This window comes from Vibrio qinghaiensis (assembly GCF_002257545.1).
Taxonomy (GTDB): domain Bacteria; phylum Pseudomonadota; class Gammaproteobacteria; order Enterobacterales; family Vibrionaceae; genus Vibrio; species Vibrio ordalii.
This window is the reverse complement of sequence record NZ_CP022742.1, coordinates 994,502-1,014,659: the sequence shown is the minus strand read 5'-3', so window position 1 is coordinate 1,014,659 and position 20,158 is coordinate 994,502. Positions and strand designations below refer to the sequence as shown.

The window sequence follows — 20,158 nt, the reverse complement described above, 5'->3', positions numbered from 1 at the left end:
TAATCGATATAAGTTTAAAAGCTCCCCAATAAGGGAGCTTTTCGATAGGTAAAGACTGTTTACTCGGTTAAGTTCAAGAAAATAGCCAGTTGTGATAGCGCTCCAGCGCGAAGCACGGCATCGGCCGCGTCTTGTGGTGCGAGAAAGGTTGTGTGTGTACCACTGTCCATTTTTACGAAGACTTTAGACGTATTAGTGATTACATCAGAGGGTACTGCGTTGGCTAATCCCAATAGTGTTGCTAGGGGTTCGGTGCCTGCAGGTGTATTTGTGACATTGTTAGGTACACTCTCGTCTCCCGCCACTTGCAGTAGATAAGCAGGGATTGTTGCGGTTCCACCACTGATTAGGTAACTTGCGTTTGTGTATGGATCCATAGTATCGAGCAAGGTTTGAGTCGCGTAGGTAAATTGATCCAACTGACTTTGCAGTGCCGCTTTGTCTGAGGCAGAGGCTGTGTTTTCAAACGTGGTGTAGCAAACTTTCTCTGTTAACCCTGGACAGTATTGGTCGGCGAATGCTTTGTATTTGGGGCTCGCACTTAAGGCGAGATTATGTTTAATGAGTGGGCCATAGTTTGCTGAACCCATTAACAAGTTACCGATTTGACCACCTGAGTTTGCAATGGCCATTCCAGAGAATTTATACAGCGCATCACCATTAGCATCACCGATAGTGCGGTTCGCGTTCGCAACAGCGCTTAAGCCGACGATTCCTCCCAATGAGTGGCCAAGGAATTTTGGTGGTGTCATCGCGGTATCGTCTGCGTTTGCTAATTGAGAACCAACAAACAATCCTGCATTTTGTGAATAAGTAATGGCCGCACGCAGCCCCATGATATCTAAGATACTCTGACGCGTGTTGTCACGAGCGACCGCCAAGTTGTTCAAGTTGAGGTACGCTAGAATATCGGCATTAGCTGAGCGCTGTGCATCTAAACTGCGAGCACCATGCAGCGGTTGATCAATGGCAATCACGGCGATACCAGCATGGGCTAACTGTGCGGCTGTGAAGTACGCATCTTCTTTAACAGAAGTTATACCGTGTTGGTAAATCACGATCGGCCCGTTTGCTCCTGCGTCAGGAGTAAACAGTAAAAAATCAACGTTTTCTAAGGATTTCACCTTAGGTACAGGACTATAGCGTGTCATGATGCGCTGAGGATCGAGTGGGCTGCCATCAGACTTGGTGAGGGTCAAGCCCACCAGTTTAAGCTGTTCACTTGGGCTGGTTGCTAGTTGAGTCACGTCGATATTGTTAGCAATGAGCTGATTGGCGATGGTGGCTTTTTCATTGTCATCTGCCAAAGCATTTTTAATCAAGGCCAAACTTGGCATTGCTGATTCAAACGGCTGTGAGTTCCAGTTGCTTCCTTTCTCTAAATAATAAGGGAGCTTAACCGTTCCAGTCGTGACATTAACTTGATAACCATTGGTTGTGTATTCAGTTTTAATAAACGCTTTAGCGGTTGTTTTTTCTGCGCCAATGTAAGTTTGAAAATTTGCATCGTTATCAAGTGCGGTTACAAAATCGGTTGTAGCACCAAAGCTCATGGTGTAGGCGGCGCTCAAATTAAGGTTGTTTGGGTTCGCACCTTGCTTCCAAATATTACCAATATCTGTCGTTGCAAGGCCTGCTGCGGTGGCGCCTTTCACACTGTAGAGTGTCTGACCAACAGATTGAGTACTAAACCAAGTTGAATAAATAATCTTGGTTTGATCCACCCCTGTCAAAGCGAAAATGCTTTCCACGCCTTGGGTCACTTTTTGTAGTGCCCCTAGCTTATCATCGGTATAGATTTTCACTTTGGACTTCAACGCGGCGTAGCTGCTGGATGTGCCTGCAATATTGCCATTCACATCGGTAATCTCATCTGTCACGGCTAAAATATATTCACTGGCAGGGTTGAGCGCTTTGTTTGGTACGATCGCAATTTTATCGCTGCTGGCACTGGCGATGGCAGCAAAGTCGGTGTTCAATGTCAGCACATTTTTAACCGTTGGGCTGCCAATCATACTGTCGGTCAGCTCAATTAAATAAATACCGTTAGAGATAAGACCATCAGCCAATCCTACGCCTTCAAAGTCTAAAAACAGTGGCATTGATGTTGACCAACCATCCATTGTGCCCATAGCGGCGACTGGATTGGTTAAGGCGTCATCACCCTTGGTTGGAATTTCTAACGTGCCGTCTTTGGCATTCATGAGTGCAAAAGAGGGCAGTGGTACGTTTGCGTTTGCGCCACTGAGCCTGAATTTTATGCTGGTCTCGCGTGTTAACGCGTTTTGAATGTAGGCTTCGTAAGTGGGTGTTGTGCTTGCTCCCGAACTGCTCGTTTCATCACCACAACCGACTAACCATAACGCAGAGCAGAGCAGCGATATTTTGAATGTTGTTTTAAGCATGACTTGTCCCTGAGTTTAGTTGAACGTGTAGTTAAGTTGAATAGCGCTAAGGTAAGCAGTCCCTTGCGATTCAAACGTCAATGTTTCATTGAGTTTGTTGGTTTCGGTAAACGTGCCGCTTTTACTTTTCACCAGTGCAAAACCCGCATCAATGGATAGCGAGTCGCTGATCACGTAGCTCACGCCTGCTGAATACCAATAACGGTCGCTATCTGGAATACTCAATGTGGCTTCGCCAGCTTGTTCATCAAAAGCAAAACCGGCGCGTAGTGTCCAAGTCGAGTTTAATTGATAAGTTGAGCCCAATGACCAACGGCCACTGTCTTCATACTTTTCAGATTTATAAAAACACTCTCCGTTGGTACATTGTGATGACGTTGCCTTTAACTCTTTGAATGAACTCCAGCCGGTACGTTGGTACCCGTAATGCAACGCCACGCTATCAGTGAGTTGGTGAAATGCGGAAACTTCCCACATCGCAGGTAGCGTGATTTTTAAACGTCCTTCAACAACAGCGTTTGTTGCAACACCTGAGCTATAGCTTGAAAACTCACCATCATCAAAATCCAGATCAACGGCAGAGCGGTAAGCAAAACCGACACGGTGGTTTTGGTTGAACTCATATAAGCTGCCGATGTTCCAGCCCCAAGCCACGGTTTCTCCAGTCATTCCGACTAGGTTGTCAGAGGCAGAGCCGCCAGTAAATACGGCTAAAGCACCTTTATGCCGTGTCAGCTCTGCTTCGGCATAGACGAGGTTAACACCCGCAGCGAGACTAAGCTGTTCGTTAACGCGGTAGGCAATGTTCGGGTTTAAATTGACAGAAAGAAGAGAAGTATCGCCTGCAAGATCGCCTGCATAAATATCATTAGGGTAGTCTGTAGCGACGCCGTAAGTGGTGAATATTCCCATCCCCCAAGCCCATTTTTCATTGATTGGACTGACGTAGTAAGCCGCGGGAACGACTTGCAGTGGCGCAACATCGTTCATTTTCTGTTGGTTTTTCACATCATATACATCAACCTCTGGGTCAACGATGGACAGTGCACCCGAAAACTGCGTCGTATCAAACCGTGTCATGGCTGCGGGGTTGTGAGCAATCACACTCGCGTTATCGGCCACAGCTCCTTCACCAGAGAAAGCACGTCCTAGCCCTGAGGCTGAATGCTCTGCCACTTGGAAGCCAGCAGAGTGAACATGAAACGCTGTCAATATTGACAGCGCGAGTAGCGTGCGGGGTTTGATGATCATTCTCGACCTCCTAAGGCCTTGTTATGGTAATGGCATTACAATGCGAAATATTGATTTTGTGTTGCCTTTGTGTGAATAAAAATGATGCATTTATTTCGATTAGCGGCGAATAATAGTGTGTAAGTATTTGTAAATCAAATGGAAGGTTGACAGTTTTGGTATGACCAGTAGGTTTGTGCTTATTTGATAGGGTAATTGGTTTAGCTTATGCTAAATTTAATTTTTATGTTTCAACACATTAATAATATTGAAGTTTTAGTGGGCAAGTTTAAATTATTTGACCAAAAAAATGGTGAAGAAACAGAGGCAGTCACTATGGTGTTTGCAACTACCTCTGTGCTGGGTTTAACGGCCAACAAAAGCAATAACGACACGGTCATTATTTAACGTTCTAGAGAGCAGATAGGCATTTTGCTGTTCAATCTCATGATGAATGGCTGCGCCAATGGCAGGGTGCGATTGACGAAATTGGCCTAGCGTTTGCGAATGCTTGAGCCTAAGCCTTAAGAATTCGGCGTTGATCACAAAGCATGGCTTGGGGGCGTAGAAGCGATGAATTTTTCACCGATATAAATTGTCAACGTGTAGTGAATCTCACAACTTCGGCGCGTAATCTTAACTTATTCGGTAGATTCATTGAGCCGTCATCGAAACCTGCTTAGGATGGCGGCAATTAAGTCAAAGGAGACAACCAATGGTTGCTAAAGTAACAATCGCGCCGCAAGGGCCAGATTTTTCAGAGCTAGTACAAGGTTACTGGCGTTTGGCAGATTGGGGCATGACGCCACAACAGCGTTTGACGTTTTTAAAACAGCACATTGAATTGGGCATTAGCACGGTTGACCATGCAGATATTTACGGTAACTACCAGTGTGAAAAACTGTTTGGTGAAGCTTTAGCACTGGAGCCCGCGCTGCGCGAGCAGATCCAAATCGTCACTAAGTGCGATATCAATTTGTGTGGCGCAAAAACGCCGCAGCGTAAGATAAACCACTACGATACCAGTTCTGCGCATATCTATCAGTCGGTCAATAATTCACTGGAACGACTCGGTGTGAGCGAAATCGATCTACTGCTGATCCACCGCCCAGATGCCTTGATGGATGCCGATGAAGTCGCCGAAGCGTTTTCTGAACTGCGCAAAGTGGGTAAAGTGAAGCACTTTGGTGTGTCTAACTTCAGCCCGCGCCAGTTTGAGCTGCTGCAATCTCGCTTAGGTAAACCGTTAGTGACCAACCAAGTGGAGATTAACCCGCTCAATTTCGATGTGGTACACGATGGCACCTTGGATCATTTGCAAACGCAGCATATTCGCCCAATGGCTTGGTCTTGTTTAGCCGGTGGCGAGATTTTTAACGGCCAGACTGAACAAACCCAACGTGTGCGCAGTGAGCTAGAAGCGATCGCTCAAGAGATCGGCGCAGACAGCATTGATCAGGTTATTTACGCTTGGGTATTGCGTCTGCCTTCTAAGCCGCTGCCGATTATTGGCTCTGGCAAAATTGATCGCGTTAAAGCGGCAATTGCCGCGCTCGATTTAGAACTGACCCGCGAGCAGTGGTATCGGGTTTGGGTCGCCGCCAAAGGGCATGGTGTACCATAGATTCTATTACTCTTTGTCCTGCTATATGGTTTTTGTATTATGGACTCAACCAGCCCCAGTGGCTGGTTTTTACTGACAAGGATTGAAGGGGTATGGAGGAAAATATGCGTGTTGATTAGCTTCGATTTCAGCGGTGTGCGATCTGCTTGGCGGAAAGGGTGAATCGGAAGAACGCCTCTACCGACATAGGTTCAGAATAATAAAAACCTTGGATGTAGCGTACACCCAACAACTCTAACTCTCTCACCTGATCTTGGTTCTCAACGCCCTCAGCAATCAGCCGCATGTTCAATTGCTTTGCTAGTTTAATCATCGACACTAACACCGAAGTAATAGCTGAATTTTGGTGCAAGCTTTTAATAAACACTTGATCAATTTTGAGAGTGTGAAAGTCGTGCTGGTGGATAAAATTTAAGCCTGAGTAGCCGGTACCAAAATCGTCAATCGCGATTTTAAAACCGAGTTGTTTCAGCCGCTGTAAGTTTGCCATGGCTAACTTCAATTCGTCGACGTTGAAATGATTGTCTTCAGTAATCTCTAATAACAGCCTTGGGACAATAGCTGGGTGTTTTGCTGCGTAGCGTTTCATGTAATCCATAAAGTAATTATCAATGATCAATAATCGGCTGATATTGATGCTGATGTACTGATCGAGCAGCGCATGTTTGTGCTGCTCCACACATTCCGTCACCAATTTCAATACACGATATGTGATTTGATGAATGACGCCAATACGTTCTGACAACGGGATAAAAATAGTGGGTGAAATATAACCTTGAGACGGTTCATTCCAGCGCAGAAGCGCTTCACTCCCGACAATTTTATTTTCGGTAATATCGACGATCGGTTGTAAATAGAGTTCCAACTGATGGTTTGATATTGCCTCTCTCAAAGAGACTTCTAAGGTATTTCGGCTGAGATGATAGTTGTGATAAGCAAGATAAATCAAAGAGATAATACTTGCTGTTAGCAAGACAAGCCATAAGTTATCGAGAAAATGGTAAGCATAAGAGCCGTTATTTAAGTAGATCTGAATTGAGAGTGGGTAATGCTCGGATTTAAAGAGAAAGCTAGTATGAGCAGAATCGATCTCTTCCTGGTCACTGCCAATACTTTGGCTTAATACATTGACCTGATAGCCGTAGTGCCATTTGGCAAGTTTAGGAGCGACTAGGTTAATAAACTGTTCTGGAGGCATCAGCGCATTGAGGCCACTCATATCTGGCTGGGAAGCATACACAAAAAAAGTCTGTTCTTTACTGCGCGATCCCGCTAATGAAATGGTTGTATTACTCTCCGATTGTTTCAGTCGGTTCAGAATATATCTGTAAAGATGAATGGTGGTACGACCTTCGTTACTGGTACAAAAAATAGTCCCGTAGCTATTGAATATGCCGACTTCTTTGATCATTTTTGAACGAAATACAAAACTTCTCAGAGCGATGACATCCTCTCTGAGGCAGCGGTTTGAAACTTTTTTACTCAGCTGGTTCAGTTCATCCGACGTTTGATTGATGTACTGTTCCAGTTGCGTAATGGCTTGTTCACCGAAATGGGTTGCCAGACGATCAGTGTCGTAAAAGTTTTTAATTATCGCCAAAGCGAACACAAAAAAGAAAATACCCAAAATAGGTGCGAATGTGCTTACCTTTGCCGACAGTATTCCTTTTGCAACGCTAAACTTGCTCGGTGAACTGTCATTATTATGCATTACAGACAGTGCTCATAGGTTATTACCAGTAAAAATCAGTATTGCTTTGATGTTGATTACTATAAGTAATTAATCCCTAAACGTAACCTAAGTAACCGTCTCAAAAGTGAGATGAGGTGCAGTAATCTGCTTGCCAATCTCTTCGCTGAGCGTCTCTAATTCCATATTTTTCTTAATATACAAGCCGATAGGTTTTCTTATGTGACGTTTCGCTAGCCCGACTCTGTTTTGACGCTAGTGATGCTTTAACGCACAATTATGCTCAGTGATGTAATTTACATAAATATAAATTTGCATAATCAATTGCGACTAAAATAACAGTTGGTCTATTGCTCGTTTTCTGAATCTTTTTTGCTAAAGAAGTATCTGGGGGCTCTATGGATTTACATGTGGTTGTTCAACCTGCGTTAGTACAAGAAGTGGTTGGTGATGTTATCGCAGCAGATGCCAAAGGTAATGCGCGTAAAGTAATCGCGGGTGATCAATTAAATAAAGATGAAATTTTAATCACAGTGAATCATTCGTCGGTGACGATACTGCTTAATGGCCAAGCTACCATAGTCGATCAGAATTGTATTACTTGTTTTAGCCATGCGTCACTAGATTCTGAGACCTCAGTTGACTTAGTTCAATTTCCGATTGAAGGCGAGATCAACGCCGATCTGAGCTTATTAGACGAGGTGAGTTTTGACGCAGACAATATTGCTGCCATCCAACAAGCCATTTTAGGTGGCCAAGACCCGACCCAAATACTTGAAGCAACCGCTGCCGGAGCTGGGGGTGAAGGCTCTGCAAATGCTGGGTTCATCACCATTGATTACAATTTCACTGAAGTGTTGGCGAGCACGTTTTTCGAAACCACTGGGCGTGATGCTCAGCAATCATTGACTGAAACGAATTTGAGTCCGTTGCGTTTTACCGCTGGCGGTGAGTCACTATCGGCAGCACTGGTTGAAGGTTCGCTCTCGCTAAATTCGTACCCACAATCAGCCACGGCAAATGTTTTAATCGCGGCGGGAGATCTGCCGCTGGATGCCGCCTCTTTTGTTCCTGAATCCCTTTCATTAGCTGCGCTATTGTCGGAGCTGAATAGCGATATTACTTCGGCTGGGCGAGCGGTAAGCTTTCGTTATGATGCTACGGCTAACCATATTGTCGGTGAACTTGACGGCAGTGAAGTGCTACGGATTGATTTAGTGGCGACGTCTATAGGTAAAGATATCAACTTAGAGATAGTGACGACCATTAGTCAACCGATTGACCATGTTCCCTCCGTGGGAGGTGGCTTAGTTTCTTTTGCCAATGATCAAATTGCGATTCAATTTGATGTAACCGGTTCTGATGCGGGTGGAAATCCTATTCGCTCGCCGATTTCTATCGCAATCAGTATTGGTGATGGTAATAACCCTGTTATGTCCGATGAACCGTCGACGTCCGTTTATGAGGATAATTTGGCAAATATCGGCTCGGATGCCAGCGCTTCACAGTCGATTACTGTTTCAGGGCAGTTTGATACCCAATTAGGTTCTGATCAAATTGAAAGCTATCAGTTGGATTTAAGTGCTAACCCGTTGGCGGGGTTAACCTCGGCTGGTGTCGCGGTGCAATTGGCCTCTTCCTCGTCATTGAACGGGGTTTATACCTATCAGGCGAGCGCCAATGGCCAGCCTATTTTTGAGTTGATATTAAACCCAGACGGTCGTTACCAGTTTACGTTACAAGGTGCGCTGGATCATCCAATCAATAGTGATGAGTTATTACTCAACCTTTCGGTATTGGCAACCGATTATGATGGCGATAGCTCTGAAAGTGTGCGTTTACCAATCAACATTATTGACGATAAACCGGAAATCATTGGCGTGGATGCGCTCAGCGTTGACGAAGACGATTTAGCGTCAGGCTCAGACAGCAGCAAAGAGCCGTTGTTCGCCGAAGGCTATTTCACCACCACCCAAGGGGCCGATACGGTAGTGAGTTATCAGCTTGATACCAGCATCAACCCCATCGCTGGGTTAACCTCTCAAGGTGAAAGTGTGGTATTGTGCGCGGCGACAGTTGATGCCAACGGTAACTACCTCTATCAAGCAAGTACTACCCCAAGCGGTCATACGGTATTTAGCTTAGTGCTTAACGCAGATGGCCGTTATCGTTTTACCCTACAAGGTCCGATTGACCATGCGCAGGGGAGCGATGAGCTGCTGGTAAATTTCAAGGTAGTGGCAACCGATTATGATGGCGACAGTGCCAACGTTCTGCTGCCCGTCACCATCCATGATGATCAGCCAATCATCTCGGGCGTGCAAGCGCTCAGCGTTGATGAAGACGATTTAGCGTCAGGCTCAGATAGCAGCAAAGAGCCGCTATTCGCTGAGGGAATCTTTACCACTCAAAGCGCGGATAAGGTGGTGAGCTATCAGTTGGATACCAGCAGTAACCCGCTTGCAGGCCTAACTTCGCAAGGTGAAGCGGTGAGTTTGGGCGCGGCGACAATCGATGCCAACGGCAACTACCACTATCAAGCTAGCGCTGCACCGAGCGGCAATGCGGTGTTTAGTTTGGTGCTCAATGCGGATGGTAGCTATCGTTTTACCCTGCAAGGTCCTATTGACCATGCGCAGGGGAGCGATGAGCTGCTGGTAAATTTCAAGGTAGTGGCAACCGATTATGATGGCGACAGCGCCAACATTCTGCTGCCCGTCACCATCCATGATGATCAGCCAATCATCACGGGCGTGCAAGCGCTCAGCGTTGACGAAGACGATTTAGCGTCAGGTTCAGACAGCAGCAAAGAGCCGCTGTTCGCTGAGGGAGTGTTTACCACTCAAAGCGCGGATAAGGTGGTGAGCTATCAGTTGGATACCAGCAGTAACCCGCTTGCGGGCTTAACCTCTCAAGGCGAAGCGGTGATCTTGGGCGTGGCGACAATCGATGCTAATGGTAACTACCACTATCAAGCCAGCGCGGCACCGAGCGGTAATGCGGTGTTTAGCTTAGTGCTCAATGCGGACGGCAGTTACCGTTTTACTTTGCAAGGTCCGATTGATCACGCCGCAGGCAGCGATGAGCGACTGGTGAATTTCAACGTGGTGGCGACGGACTATGATGGCGACGCCTCTGCCTCTGACATTCTACTGCCTGTCACTATTGTTGATGACAAGCCAACGATTGTCGGTATTCGCGTCGGTAGCGAACAGAGCGTTGATGAAGATGACTTAGCCACGATCGGTTCTGATCGTTCAGACAGCACCGTTATTGCTGGGCACTTTGATGTGATTGACGGTGCCGATGGTATTGTCAGTTATCAATTATCGGATCTTGTAACGCCTGTCGAGAATTTAACGTCCGGTGGTCAAGAGATAGAAATCATCCAAATTTCAAGCAGTAATGGTGTCACTGTTTATGAGGCGGTGATTAAGAATACGACGGACGTGGTTTTTCGTCTCACGCTAAATGGCTCGGCCGATAGTTACCAATTTGAACTGCTTAAAGCTATCGACCACCCGACGGGTAATGGTGAAAATAGTTATATTTTAGAGCTTCCGATTACTGCAACTGATAGAGATGGCGATGTTTCAGCGTCAGCGAGTTTGCCAATATCGATTGTTGATGATATTCCAACTTTGCATGATAAAAGCATCACTAGTGTTGAAAATACGGCGATAAAAACAGTCAATTTATTTAGCCAAGACAACAATACCTCACCGGATACTCAAGGTGCAGATCATGGTGCGATCACTAAATTTGTGGCCGTTGATGAAGTGGGTCGTGATATTCAATTTAGGGATGGCAATGGTGCAAGCTTAGCGAATGAAATTGAACTTAACGGCATCACAAAAACGGTCACAGTTGTCGAAATAAAAAATGGTGTTGAGCGCGATTTGGGGACTTTAGCTATTGCACCAAACGGCAATGCGACTTTCAAACCCGTTTCTAGTTTAGATCATGGAGAAAATCCAACGATTTCATTTACTGTTAATGTGACAGCAGAAGACATCGATGGTGATAGTTCGACCGAACAGTTGAACATCAATATTCTTGATAGAAATGCCACTATCACAGTTGCTAATGTTATTGGCGCTGAAGATGCAGGACGCGACGGCGTCACTATTCCGTTTAGCAACCCCAATCAAATCACTAATGGCCAAGATAACCAGTCGGGTTTAGATACTTCACCGCTTAAAGTGGATTTGCGAGTCAACCTGCACGATTTAGATCGAAACGAATCGCTTGGCGAAGTGAAAATCACGGCCAGTAATGCTCATGGTGATTTTTATTATCTCAACGACTCTGGTGTCTATGTCAAGCTAGAGGTCGTCAGTGGACGGTTTGTACTACCGGCTGATGCGGTTGAGCAAAGTCTAACCGGCAGCGTGGCGAAGGTTGAAAACTTGTATTTTGTGCCTGACCGCCACTATGCCAGCGCTGACGGTGGCTTCCAACTTAATATCGCTGTACAAATTTTGAATAATGGCCTGCACGATCATAATGTGAACGGGAAATTGCGCATTGAGGTGGAAAGTGTGGCTGATATTGCGACTTGGACCTCAAGCAGCCAATTTCATTATGATGCAGTAGAAGATAGTGACAATATTACTCTCGATGTTTTAGCGCAGACACAAGATAACAGCACCCCTGAAACAATCCTGTATGAGATCCGCTTTACTCAAGGTGAAGGTGAGGCGCAGCTAGTTTATGCCGATGGTACGCCAGTTGTGATGAGCTCGGATGCTTCAGGTCACTATTATCTTGTTAGTGCCAGTGACATTAACCAAGTACAAGTTGACCCCAATGATAATTTCAGTGGTCAGATCAAACTTGATATTACAGCGATCACGACCGAGCAAACTAACGCTCACGTTGGTAAAGAGAGCGCCCGATCAGAAACGAAAGAAATCGTCATAGATGTTAGTCCTGTTGCCGACATGGGTAGCTTCTCTGTCAATCGAATCAATATTTTTGAAGATAATGCCGCTACGCAAAATACCGTTGACCCTACCACAGAGCACGATCCCTTGTTATTAAGTGAAGTCATTACGATGGCCGGATCCGTTGATTCTGATGGTTCAGAAACACTCTATGTGCGTCTCTCTGATTTTTCAGAAACAGGTGTCACACTGATTTGGTTGGGGGCCGGAGCCAGCGAAATATCACAAATAACCGATGCCAATGGTCATACTTATTATGAAGTCCCTGAACAATATCTTGACCAAGTTGAAGTGCTACCCCCGTTGCATAGTAACGCTGATTTTACCTTCTCTGTTGAAGGCATCATTAAAGATAGCGTTACTCTTTCTACGGGTGCGGTGACAGATGAAATCTCATTAGGTGCTAAGACGGTTAATGTTTCAGTTAAGGGCGTAGCAGATATTCCAACCATTGATTTTCACTCAAACAGTACTAACACTTGGAATGAATTTAGTGAAAATGGTCTGCAAGTGATTGAAACGACGATTGATGAAAATCAATCTGTTGGATTTGGCTTTAGTGTGTTATCTGGTGAGCTTGCGGATAATCCAGCTGACAGCTCTGAGTCGATCACCGTTTTACTGTCGAACATTCCAGATGGTGTCAAACTGTATGACAGCGTTGGTAGCGTGATTAACTTGGTATTTGTTGGTTACGATACTGCACAGCAACCTATTTATCAGGCGAATCTAACTTCAGCGCAGGTTGATTCAGGTATTCGAGTGGAGCCATCTCATTCATCGACCGAAAATATCAATATCAAAGTGACTACCATCGTTACTGAAAATGATGGACATACGCGTCAAATTGAGTCGGAAATTCGCATTAAAGTGGCACCGGTGATTGATGTTGTTGACAACTATCAATCACACTCGCTTGGGAACGAGGATAGCCGCATTAATATTCATTGGCAGCCAGAAGAGGAACAACATCTTGATGCTGATGAGTATTTTGCCTCTGTTACACTTTCTGGTTTCCCAGCAGGTAGCACTATTTACGTCGATGGTGTTGTCACGGCCTTAGATAGTGACGGCAAGCTCATTTTGATCCCCGCACTGGGACAGAGCGATCAAGATTTTTCAGCGCAAGTGCTGACAACGGGTTACGTTCAAGTTCAGCCACCAGAGCACTCCAGTACTGATTTTACCTTGAGCACTGAGATTGTGGTTAAAGAACAAGACAACGAATACGTCGATGCAATCAATTCTGGTGAAGGTATTGCTTCGAAAGTCATTCATGGCTCTGTTGATGTCACGGTAAGGCCGATAGTTGAAGCTGATGGACAGCTACGTGTTGAAGAGAACGGCGCAGTCATAAACAAGGTTGTCGCGGATGCCTCTGGTGCTATCTACTTTACGATTAATGATGCGGCCGGCGGCGAGCCTGATGCGAACGTTATACGCTTTGATAATGTAGACACTCAATCGACAGAAGGTTACCAATCATTAGAAGTGGTTGACCAACTGGTGGTGCGTTTTAGCAATATGACGCCACAGGTACTTGATCAACTACTGATTACTGGTGCAATTAATAATGGGGATGGTTCATGGACCATTGTTGATGAGCAGAATTTCAGTGTAAAAGCGCCGAATGGCCTGACATTGAGTAGTGGTAACGATCCTGATGGTGATGGTTATAACGACATCACTGTGACCATTTTTGCCCAAGTGTATGACCAAGGGGAAGATAGCTCTGAAGCCAAAGTGGTTCAACAAGTGCAATCAGAGCTCACCTTACAATTTCCGCTCACTGCTACGGGCAACAACACGGTAGCGGCTGACATTACTTTAGTTGGCAATGCGGATGATATTGTATTAGGCATCGAAGATAACGCCATTAATTTAGGTCAGCAAATTCAAGATAAATTGATGGTGAACGCTTCAGGTTTTGATGGTGTAGAAGATGAGCTCAGTATTGTCATCGCGCAAAGTGTATTGCCAGTTGGCGCAAGTTTATCTGGTGGTCATTTTGATTTCGTTGATGGCTTATATGTGTACAAAGGTACCGTGAATACCGATGGCTCGATTTCAGGGTTAGAAAATCTGCATCTGCATCTGCCCGAAGATTACGCTGGCGACTTTAATTTGCCGATCACTTTTGTGACGACAGACACGGCTTCTGGTGACGAAAAAACCCTCAGTACGCAAATCCCGGTGGCAGTTTCTCCGGTGGCCGATGTTCCCGGAACGCATCAACCGCAAGATGATAACATTAACCCTAAAGCGACATTGACTGTGGAAGGTTCGCTTGGGTTAGATGCAAATCATCAGCCGACTTCAAGCTCGTCCGACGTTCCGACCAATGACGGCATAGGGTATGAAGATGGTATTATTCATCTTTCGCTCGACATTGACCTTGCTGATATTCGCAATAGCGCCACGGAAGGGCAAGAGGTGCTGAGCGAAGTCACCTTAACCCTGCAAGGAACCAATATCGGAACCTTTGTTGATGCGCAAGGCCATGATCTCGGTACCAGTATCACTTTTAGTCAGTCTCAGCTACCTGCGGCATTAGACAATGTTTATTTCAAACCCGCACCCAATTATCCGACTGGCGATGATGATAATACCGTCAACATTACTGTGGCGGGGAAAGTGACCGATATCACGCAATTTGATGATACCAATGCCAATGCGTTGGGAGTAGTCAATACCGATGCCGATAAACCATTTACCACACAAGTAAGTTTTGATGTGACGCCAGTGGTAGACGACGTCATTATTTCCAGCGGTGGCAGCAGCAATATTGAAGTGAGCGGTTTGGAAGATGAGTGGATTGTCCTTTCTAAACCGGGTTCCGAATTTACCGTTGATCTGACCGATACAGATGGCTCTGAGGTATTTGTGTCGATCAAGCTTACTGGGGTGCCGACGGATTTTGTCGTGAGTTCTCTCTCTTCTGACTATACCGTGAAAAATAATGGTGGTGGTGAGTGGAGCATTCAGATTAACAACCCAGCACAAACCTCGATCAATTTATCCGATATTGCGATGAAACCTGCGAAGAACTTTAGTGGCGAAGTGGAAATCGGCATCAAGGTCTTTACCCAAGAATCCTTGCTTGGTGTGCCTGTAGAGCATAACGGCAGCTTTAGATTGGATATTACGCCCGTTGGGGATGTAGTGGACGTTGAACCTGTTGAGCAAACGAGTGGCGATGAAGGCGTTGACATTGAAATTGATATCAACGCGCAAATTATCGATAAAGCCGATTCGATTGCAGCCGGTGCTAACCATAGTGAAAACTCGCCAGAAACGTTGCGAATTGAAGTTTCCGGGGTGCCAGATGGAGCAAGTATTGCATTGCCTAATGGCACGCTGGGGACTTACATCGGTGGTGGCGTATGGCTGTTGAATGCCGATGCACAAAGCTTAGATAAACTGATTTTTAATTCTGGTGATTGGCATAAGGACACTTGGGCGGGAGATCTGACGATTAAAGTGCAGTCGGTCGATACAGGGCTGGACGGTACTGAACATTTGGGACCTGCGCGTGAGTTTACTGTTTCAGTTGATGTTCAGGCGGTCAATGATGCGCCCACCATTGATACTGCTACGGTCACCACAACGATTGATGAAGAGGCGGGGCAAAAAGTTACCGGCTTGAGTGTGAGTGATGTTGATTACGCTGGATCACATACTAACGACATCATGACGGTAACTTTGAGCGTGAGCGAAGGTCTGCTCAGTGCCGTGATCCCCGCGTTAAGTTCTGTCACGCAGAGCACCAATTTGGCTGGAGAACTTGTCCTACAAGGCACGTTATCGGATATCAACGCACTACTCAATAGCAGCGATCCCGCCAGTGGTGTTTTTGTTGATGCCACCGCGATTGGCAGTGACCAGATTGATCTGACAATTAAAGCCAATGATGGTGGTATCTATGCCGACAATGTTTCTGGTATGGCGTTAGAAGAGACAGAAACCGTCAGTATTGCGGTGACGCCTAAAGCCAATACGCCGATATTAACCCTTGATCCGAGCTTTAATTATATGAAGCAGACCTATGTTAGCCAAAGTGTCAGCGCTCAAGGTATTGCATTGCTGGGATTAATCGCGGCATTAACGGATAGCCATGAAGTGTTGTCATTGGAGATCGACAGTCTGCCAAGTGGCGCTGCGCTTTCTAGTAGCTCGGGTAGCGTGACTGAGCAAAACGGGGTGTGGATTGTCTCCGCTGATGCTATCGACGGATTACAGGTTAGCGGGCTCGATTTAGGGCAACACACTCTGTCGGTAGCGGCTATCTCAACAGAAACGGATGGTAGCCGTGCAGCCTCTGCATCAATTGATATTGCAATTGAAGTATTGCCTGACGGTAGCACGATTGATCAATCAACGAACGGGGATGATGCGCAATTGCTCGCCGGTAATGTTGGAGCGCAGTTGCTAGGAGGCAGTGGTCATGATCACCTTGAAGGTGGCGATGGTGATGACTCCTTAGTGGGTGGTGGCGGAAATGATACCTTGATTGGCGGGCTTGGTGCCGACATCTTAACCGGGGGAAGTGGCGCTGACATATTTAAATGGACGCTCGATACTGTTGACGAGAAAACTGACACTATCACTGATTTCAACGCAGGTGAAGGTGATGTGATAGATCTCACTGATGTTGTGGCCGATTTACATTTGCCCATGGATCAACTGCTCGCTTCATTACAAGCTTCTAACCAGATAGAAGCGAAAGTAATAGCCAACACGACGGATGTGGAATTGGATATCATAACAGACAATAACGTGCACCAAACCATTGTGGTCCAAAATCTCGCTAGCCAATTTAATTTTGATGGTATGGCATCGATTGATATTGTCAGCACCTTATTGGACAACAATATTATCAAACATGACTTTTAAATAGAGAAAGGGCCGTTAAATAAAGAGAAAAGGGCAGTTAAATAAAGAAAAAGTGCACCCAACGGCTTCAGGCTCAGTTGGGTGCACTTTTATTTAGCAGTAAACACACCCCAGCGTTGTATCAGTCTGGGGTATTTACAGTGGGTTAACCAATGACGATTTGGCTCAGAACATAACCTAAACAGCACGCACTCACTACGCCAATTAAACCGACAGCCATGAATGAGTGGTTAAAGTAGTACTTACCAATTTTGGTGGTTCCTGTGGTATCAAAGTTGACCGTCGCAATGTCTGACGGATAGTTCGGAATAAAGAAGTAGCCGTACAATGCAGGCATTAAGCCCACCAGTAGCGCAGGTTCTAAACCGAGGCCTACAGGTAACATCATCACCGCCACTGCGGCTTGAGAGTTCACTACAACCGAAACAATGAATAATGCCAGTGCGAAGGTCCAATGATGGTCGGTAACCATCTCAACAATGCCTGATTTAAACTGCGGCATTGCGTATTGGAAATAGGTATCCGACATCCAAGCAATACCGAAGATGGCAATCGCCGCCACCATACCCGATTTGAATACCACACCGTTTGGTACATCACGTGGGTCGGTTTTGGTTGCCAGTAAAATGATACCGCCAAAGCAGAGCATCATCATCTGGATAACCACCGCCATACTGATCGGTTTACTGCCTTCAACAATAGTGCGTGTTTCTGGCACCATCGCTAGCACGACAATCGTTAATATTGCACCAACGAAAATCAGCACAGAATTACGTGCTGCTACTGGCAAAGTTTCATTGAGCGTTGTGGCGGTTGTGTTTAGGATTTTCTCTTTCCACACCGGATCTTGCAGACGTTCTTGATACTCAGGATCATCATCTAGTTCTTTCCCACGGCGTAAGCTGTACAAAGACATCAACAGCGTTCCGAACAAGGTCGCAGGTACAGTAACGAGTAAAATAGAAAGTAAGGTGATCTCGTGCTGAATATTCGACAACTGAGCAAGGTAGTAAACAACAGCGGCAGAGATAGGCGAGGCGGTAATCGCGATTTGCGAAGCAACAGAAGACGCAGCCATTGGCCGCTCCGGACGGATGCCATTTTTTAAGGCTACGTCGCCGATGATCGGCATGATGGAATACACCGCGTGGCCAGTACCTAGCATAAACGTCATTGCGTAAGTGACAAACGGTGCAATTAAAGTGACATTTTTCGGGTTCTTACGCAGTAAGCGTTCAGCCACTTGCAGCATGTATTTCAATCCGCCAGCGGCTTCGAGTATCGAAGCACAGGTGACAACGGCAAGAATGATCAACATGACGGTGATCGGTGGTGATGTGGGTGGCATTTTGAAGACAAAAACTTCAATGACCAAGCCAATACCAGAAACCACACCAAGGCCAATGCCACCGTAGCGTGAGCCTATATAGAGCATTAATAGCAGGAATAAAAATTCCAAATACAACATATCTGTTTCCTATCCAAAGGTGTTAATGAAAATATTGTCTATTGTAACGATAAAAAAAGCTGAAACCTTGTTCACACAACCATTTAGCCTATAAATGAAACCACATTAATCAGAGATTGCTCACGAATTTTATTCAATAAGTAATCAATATGAATAAATAAATGTAACCATTTTGTTGTGCTATAGGGGGGCTGGCGTTAATGATGATGCTTATTTTCTCCTCGCGTAGGCTGTTTGCCTACCGCCAACCTTAATTTAAGATAGCATAAAGGGTACTAAGCTATTGGCCTTTGGGCGTTGGAATGAAATGCATATGAGAAAACTCATCGTCCATTTGATAGTGCGTAAACCCAAATCGCTGATACAAAGCACCGACGGGGCTACCTTGCAAATAACAGAGCTTACATGGGTATTGAGTCAGATTGGCTTGGTTGACGACCAGTTGTAACACTTGGCTACCCACCCCTCTATTTTGAAAATCTGGCAGAATAAAAAAGCGCGAGAAATAGAGATTTTCATGCTTGCTCTGCAGTAAATAAGTGCCTATTGGTTGGCCATCGGCGCAGATGATGGTTGGTAGACCAGAGTGCCATTCTTGGCGATGCAGTACTTGTTGCAACTCTTCATCCCAGCCAAATATCGCCGTAATACCATCCATTTCTGCGACTTTTTTTAGATCAAAAGCAAATTGATAATCGCTGTCACTTGCGGGGCGAAAGGTTACCTTCATACGCTTATCTTTTTGTTTAATAATACGTTGCTTACCAAGATATCAATCGTCGGCGTATTCATGTGCAATTGAGATAAAACGTTCTTCTATCGCCAAGAAAGCATCAATGACTTCTGGGTCAAAGTGGCGTCCTTTTCCTTCTAAAAGAATGGTTTTTGCATTGTCATGAGGCATTGCTTCTTTATAGATACGCCGGCAAATCAGTGCATCATATACATCAGCAACAGCCATTAAGCGTGCACTGAGAGGGATAGCATCACCTCGTAAGCCCTTAGGATAGCCAGAACCATCCCATTTCTCATGGTGTCCATAGGCGATCTCTTTCGCCATATCGATAAGGTCATTTTTCGCGCCTGACATCTTTTCCGCTTTTTCTAGCGCACGTAGACCTAAGCTGGCATGGCCTTTCATGACCTCAAATTCATCACTGTCCAGTTTTCCAGGTTTTAATAGTATGTTGTCGGCAATACCGACTTTACCAATATCGTGTAAGGGCGCAGCTTTAAAATAGGTATCAATAACATTTGGCGTTAGTTTTTGTTGATACTTTGGCAGTTTAGCCATTTGTTCGGCCAACGCTTTCACATAATGTTGTGTTCGCAGGATATGGTTACCCGTATCCGGGTCTCTGGTTTCAGCAAGGCCGGCGAGTGCATACACGACCGCGTCTTGCATTTTATCCAACTCATTTGAACGTTTGATCACCTCTTTTTCCAAGTAGCCATTTTGGTTCTTAAGTATGTCTTTTGAGATCTTGTTTTGCAGGTGAGTATCTACTCTGGCTCTTAGCAATGGTACGCTTACGGGTTTGTATACATAGTCAACCGCACCTAACTCAAACCCTAGTTTTTGATCTTCAGGGTTATCTTTTGCGGTCAGAAAAATTACAGGAATATCTTGGGTGTTAGGATTTGCCATGATCTTTTGTATCACTTCAAAGCCTGACATTTCTGGCATCACAATATCGAGTAGCACCAAATCAATGGGAAATTTTTCTAAAATATTAAGGGCCATCGCTCCCGATTTCGCCGCTTTGATATGATACAGGTTTGCTAACCCTTGTGACATAAACGCAAGGTTATCTGGCGAATCGTCAACGATTAACACGGTACAATTGTCTAATTTCTCGCTGGGCATGAGTCTTTCCTAATAAAAACTAACAATTGAGCTGC

The 20,158-nt window shown here is 45.4% G+C and carries 8 protein-coding genes and 1 pseudogene; 2 read left to right on the top strand and 7 right to left on the bottom strand.

Features of this window, described 5'->3' with window-relative positions; translation table 11 throughout:
• Positions 1-59 precede the first annotated feature (59 nt).
• The 3 genes and pseudogenes from CCZ37_RS18280 to CCZ37_RS18265 all read right to left on the bottom strand — a co-directional run.
• On the bottom strand, positions 60-2,405 hold the full coding sequence (locus CCZ37_RS18280; RefSeq protein ID WP_094501961.1) for a VolA/Pla-1 family phospholipase: 2,346 nt from the start codon (positions 2,403-2,405) through the stop codon (positions 60-62).
• 15 nt (positions 2,406-2,420) lie between these two features.
• Positions 2,421-3,656, bottom strand: a complete 1,236-nt coding sequence (locus tag CCZ37_RS18275) for an outer membrane protein transport protein (protein ID WP_094501959.1) — start codon at positions 3,654-3,656, stop codon at positions 2,421-2,423.
• Between the two features lie 345 nt (positions 3,657-4,001).
• Positions 4,002-4,151: pseudogene (locus tag CCZ37_RS18265) on the bottom strand (alpha-amylase); the annotation flags it as partial.
• Between the two features lie 199 nt (positions 4,152-4,350).
• Between CCZ37_RS18265 and CCZ37_RS18260 the strand changes: the two are divergent.
• Positions 4,351-5,259, top strand: coding sequence for an aldo/keto reductase (locus CCZ37_RS18260; protein WP_094501955.1), 909 nt, complete (start codon positions 4,351-4,353; stop codon positions 5,257-5,259).
• A 127-nt stretch (positions 5,260-5,386) separates the two neighbouring features.
• Here the strand turns inward: CCZ37_RS18260 and CCZ37_RS18255 are convergent, their stop codons facing one another.
• Complete coding sequence (locus tag CCZ37_RS18255; protein WP_094501953.1) at positions 5,387-6,970, bottom strand: EAL domain-containing protein; 1,584 nt, start codon at positions 6,968-6,970, stop codon at positions 5,387-5,389.
• A 377-nt stretch (positions 6,971-7,347) separates the two neighbouring features.
• On the opposite strand from CCZ37_RS18255, the gene CCZ37_RS18250 reads away from it, so the two are divergent.
• Positions 7,348-16,788, top strand: a complete 9,441-nt coding sequence (locus tag CCZ37_RS18250; protein ID WP_094501951.1) for a retention module-containing protein — start codon at positions 7,348-7,350, stop codon at positions 16,786-16,788.
• Positions 16,789-16,933: 145 nt separating this feature from the next.
• On the opposite strand, the gene CCZ37_RS18245 is transcribed toward CCZ37_RS18250, so the two are convergent.
• From CCZ37_RS18245 to CCZ37_RS18235, 3 genes are all read right to left on the bottom strand, one after another.
• Positions 16,934-18,256, bottom strand: a complete 1,323-nt coding sequence (locus tag CCZ37_RS18245) for an anaerobic C4-dicarboxylate transporter (RefSeq protein ID WP_094501949.1) — start codon at positions 18,254-18,256, stop codon at positions 16,934-16,936.
• A gap of 280 nt (positions 18,257-18,536) precedes the next feature.
• Entirely contained in the window at positions 18,537-18,986 is a 450-nt protein-coding gene (locus CCZ37_RS18240) for a GNAT family N-acetyltransferase (RefSeq protein ID WP_010318425.1), read from the bottom strand.
• 42 nt (positions 18,987-19,028) lie between these two features.
• Entirely contained in the window at positions 19,029-20,123 is a 1,095-nt protein-coding gene (locus CCZ37_RS18235) for a response regulator (protein WP_094501947.1), read from the bottom strand.
• Positions 20,124-20,158 lie beyond the last annotated feature (35 nt).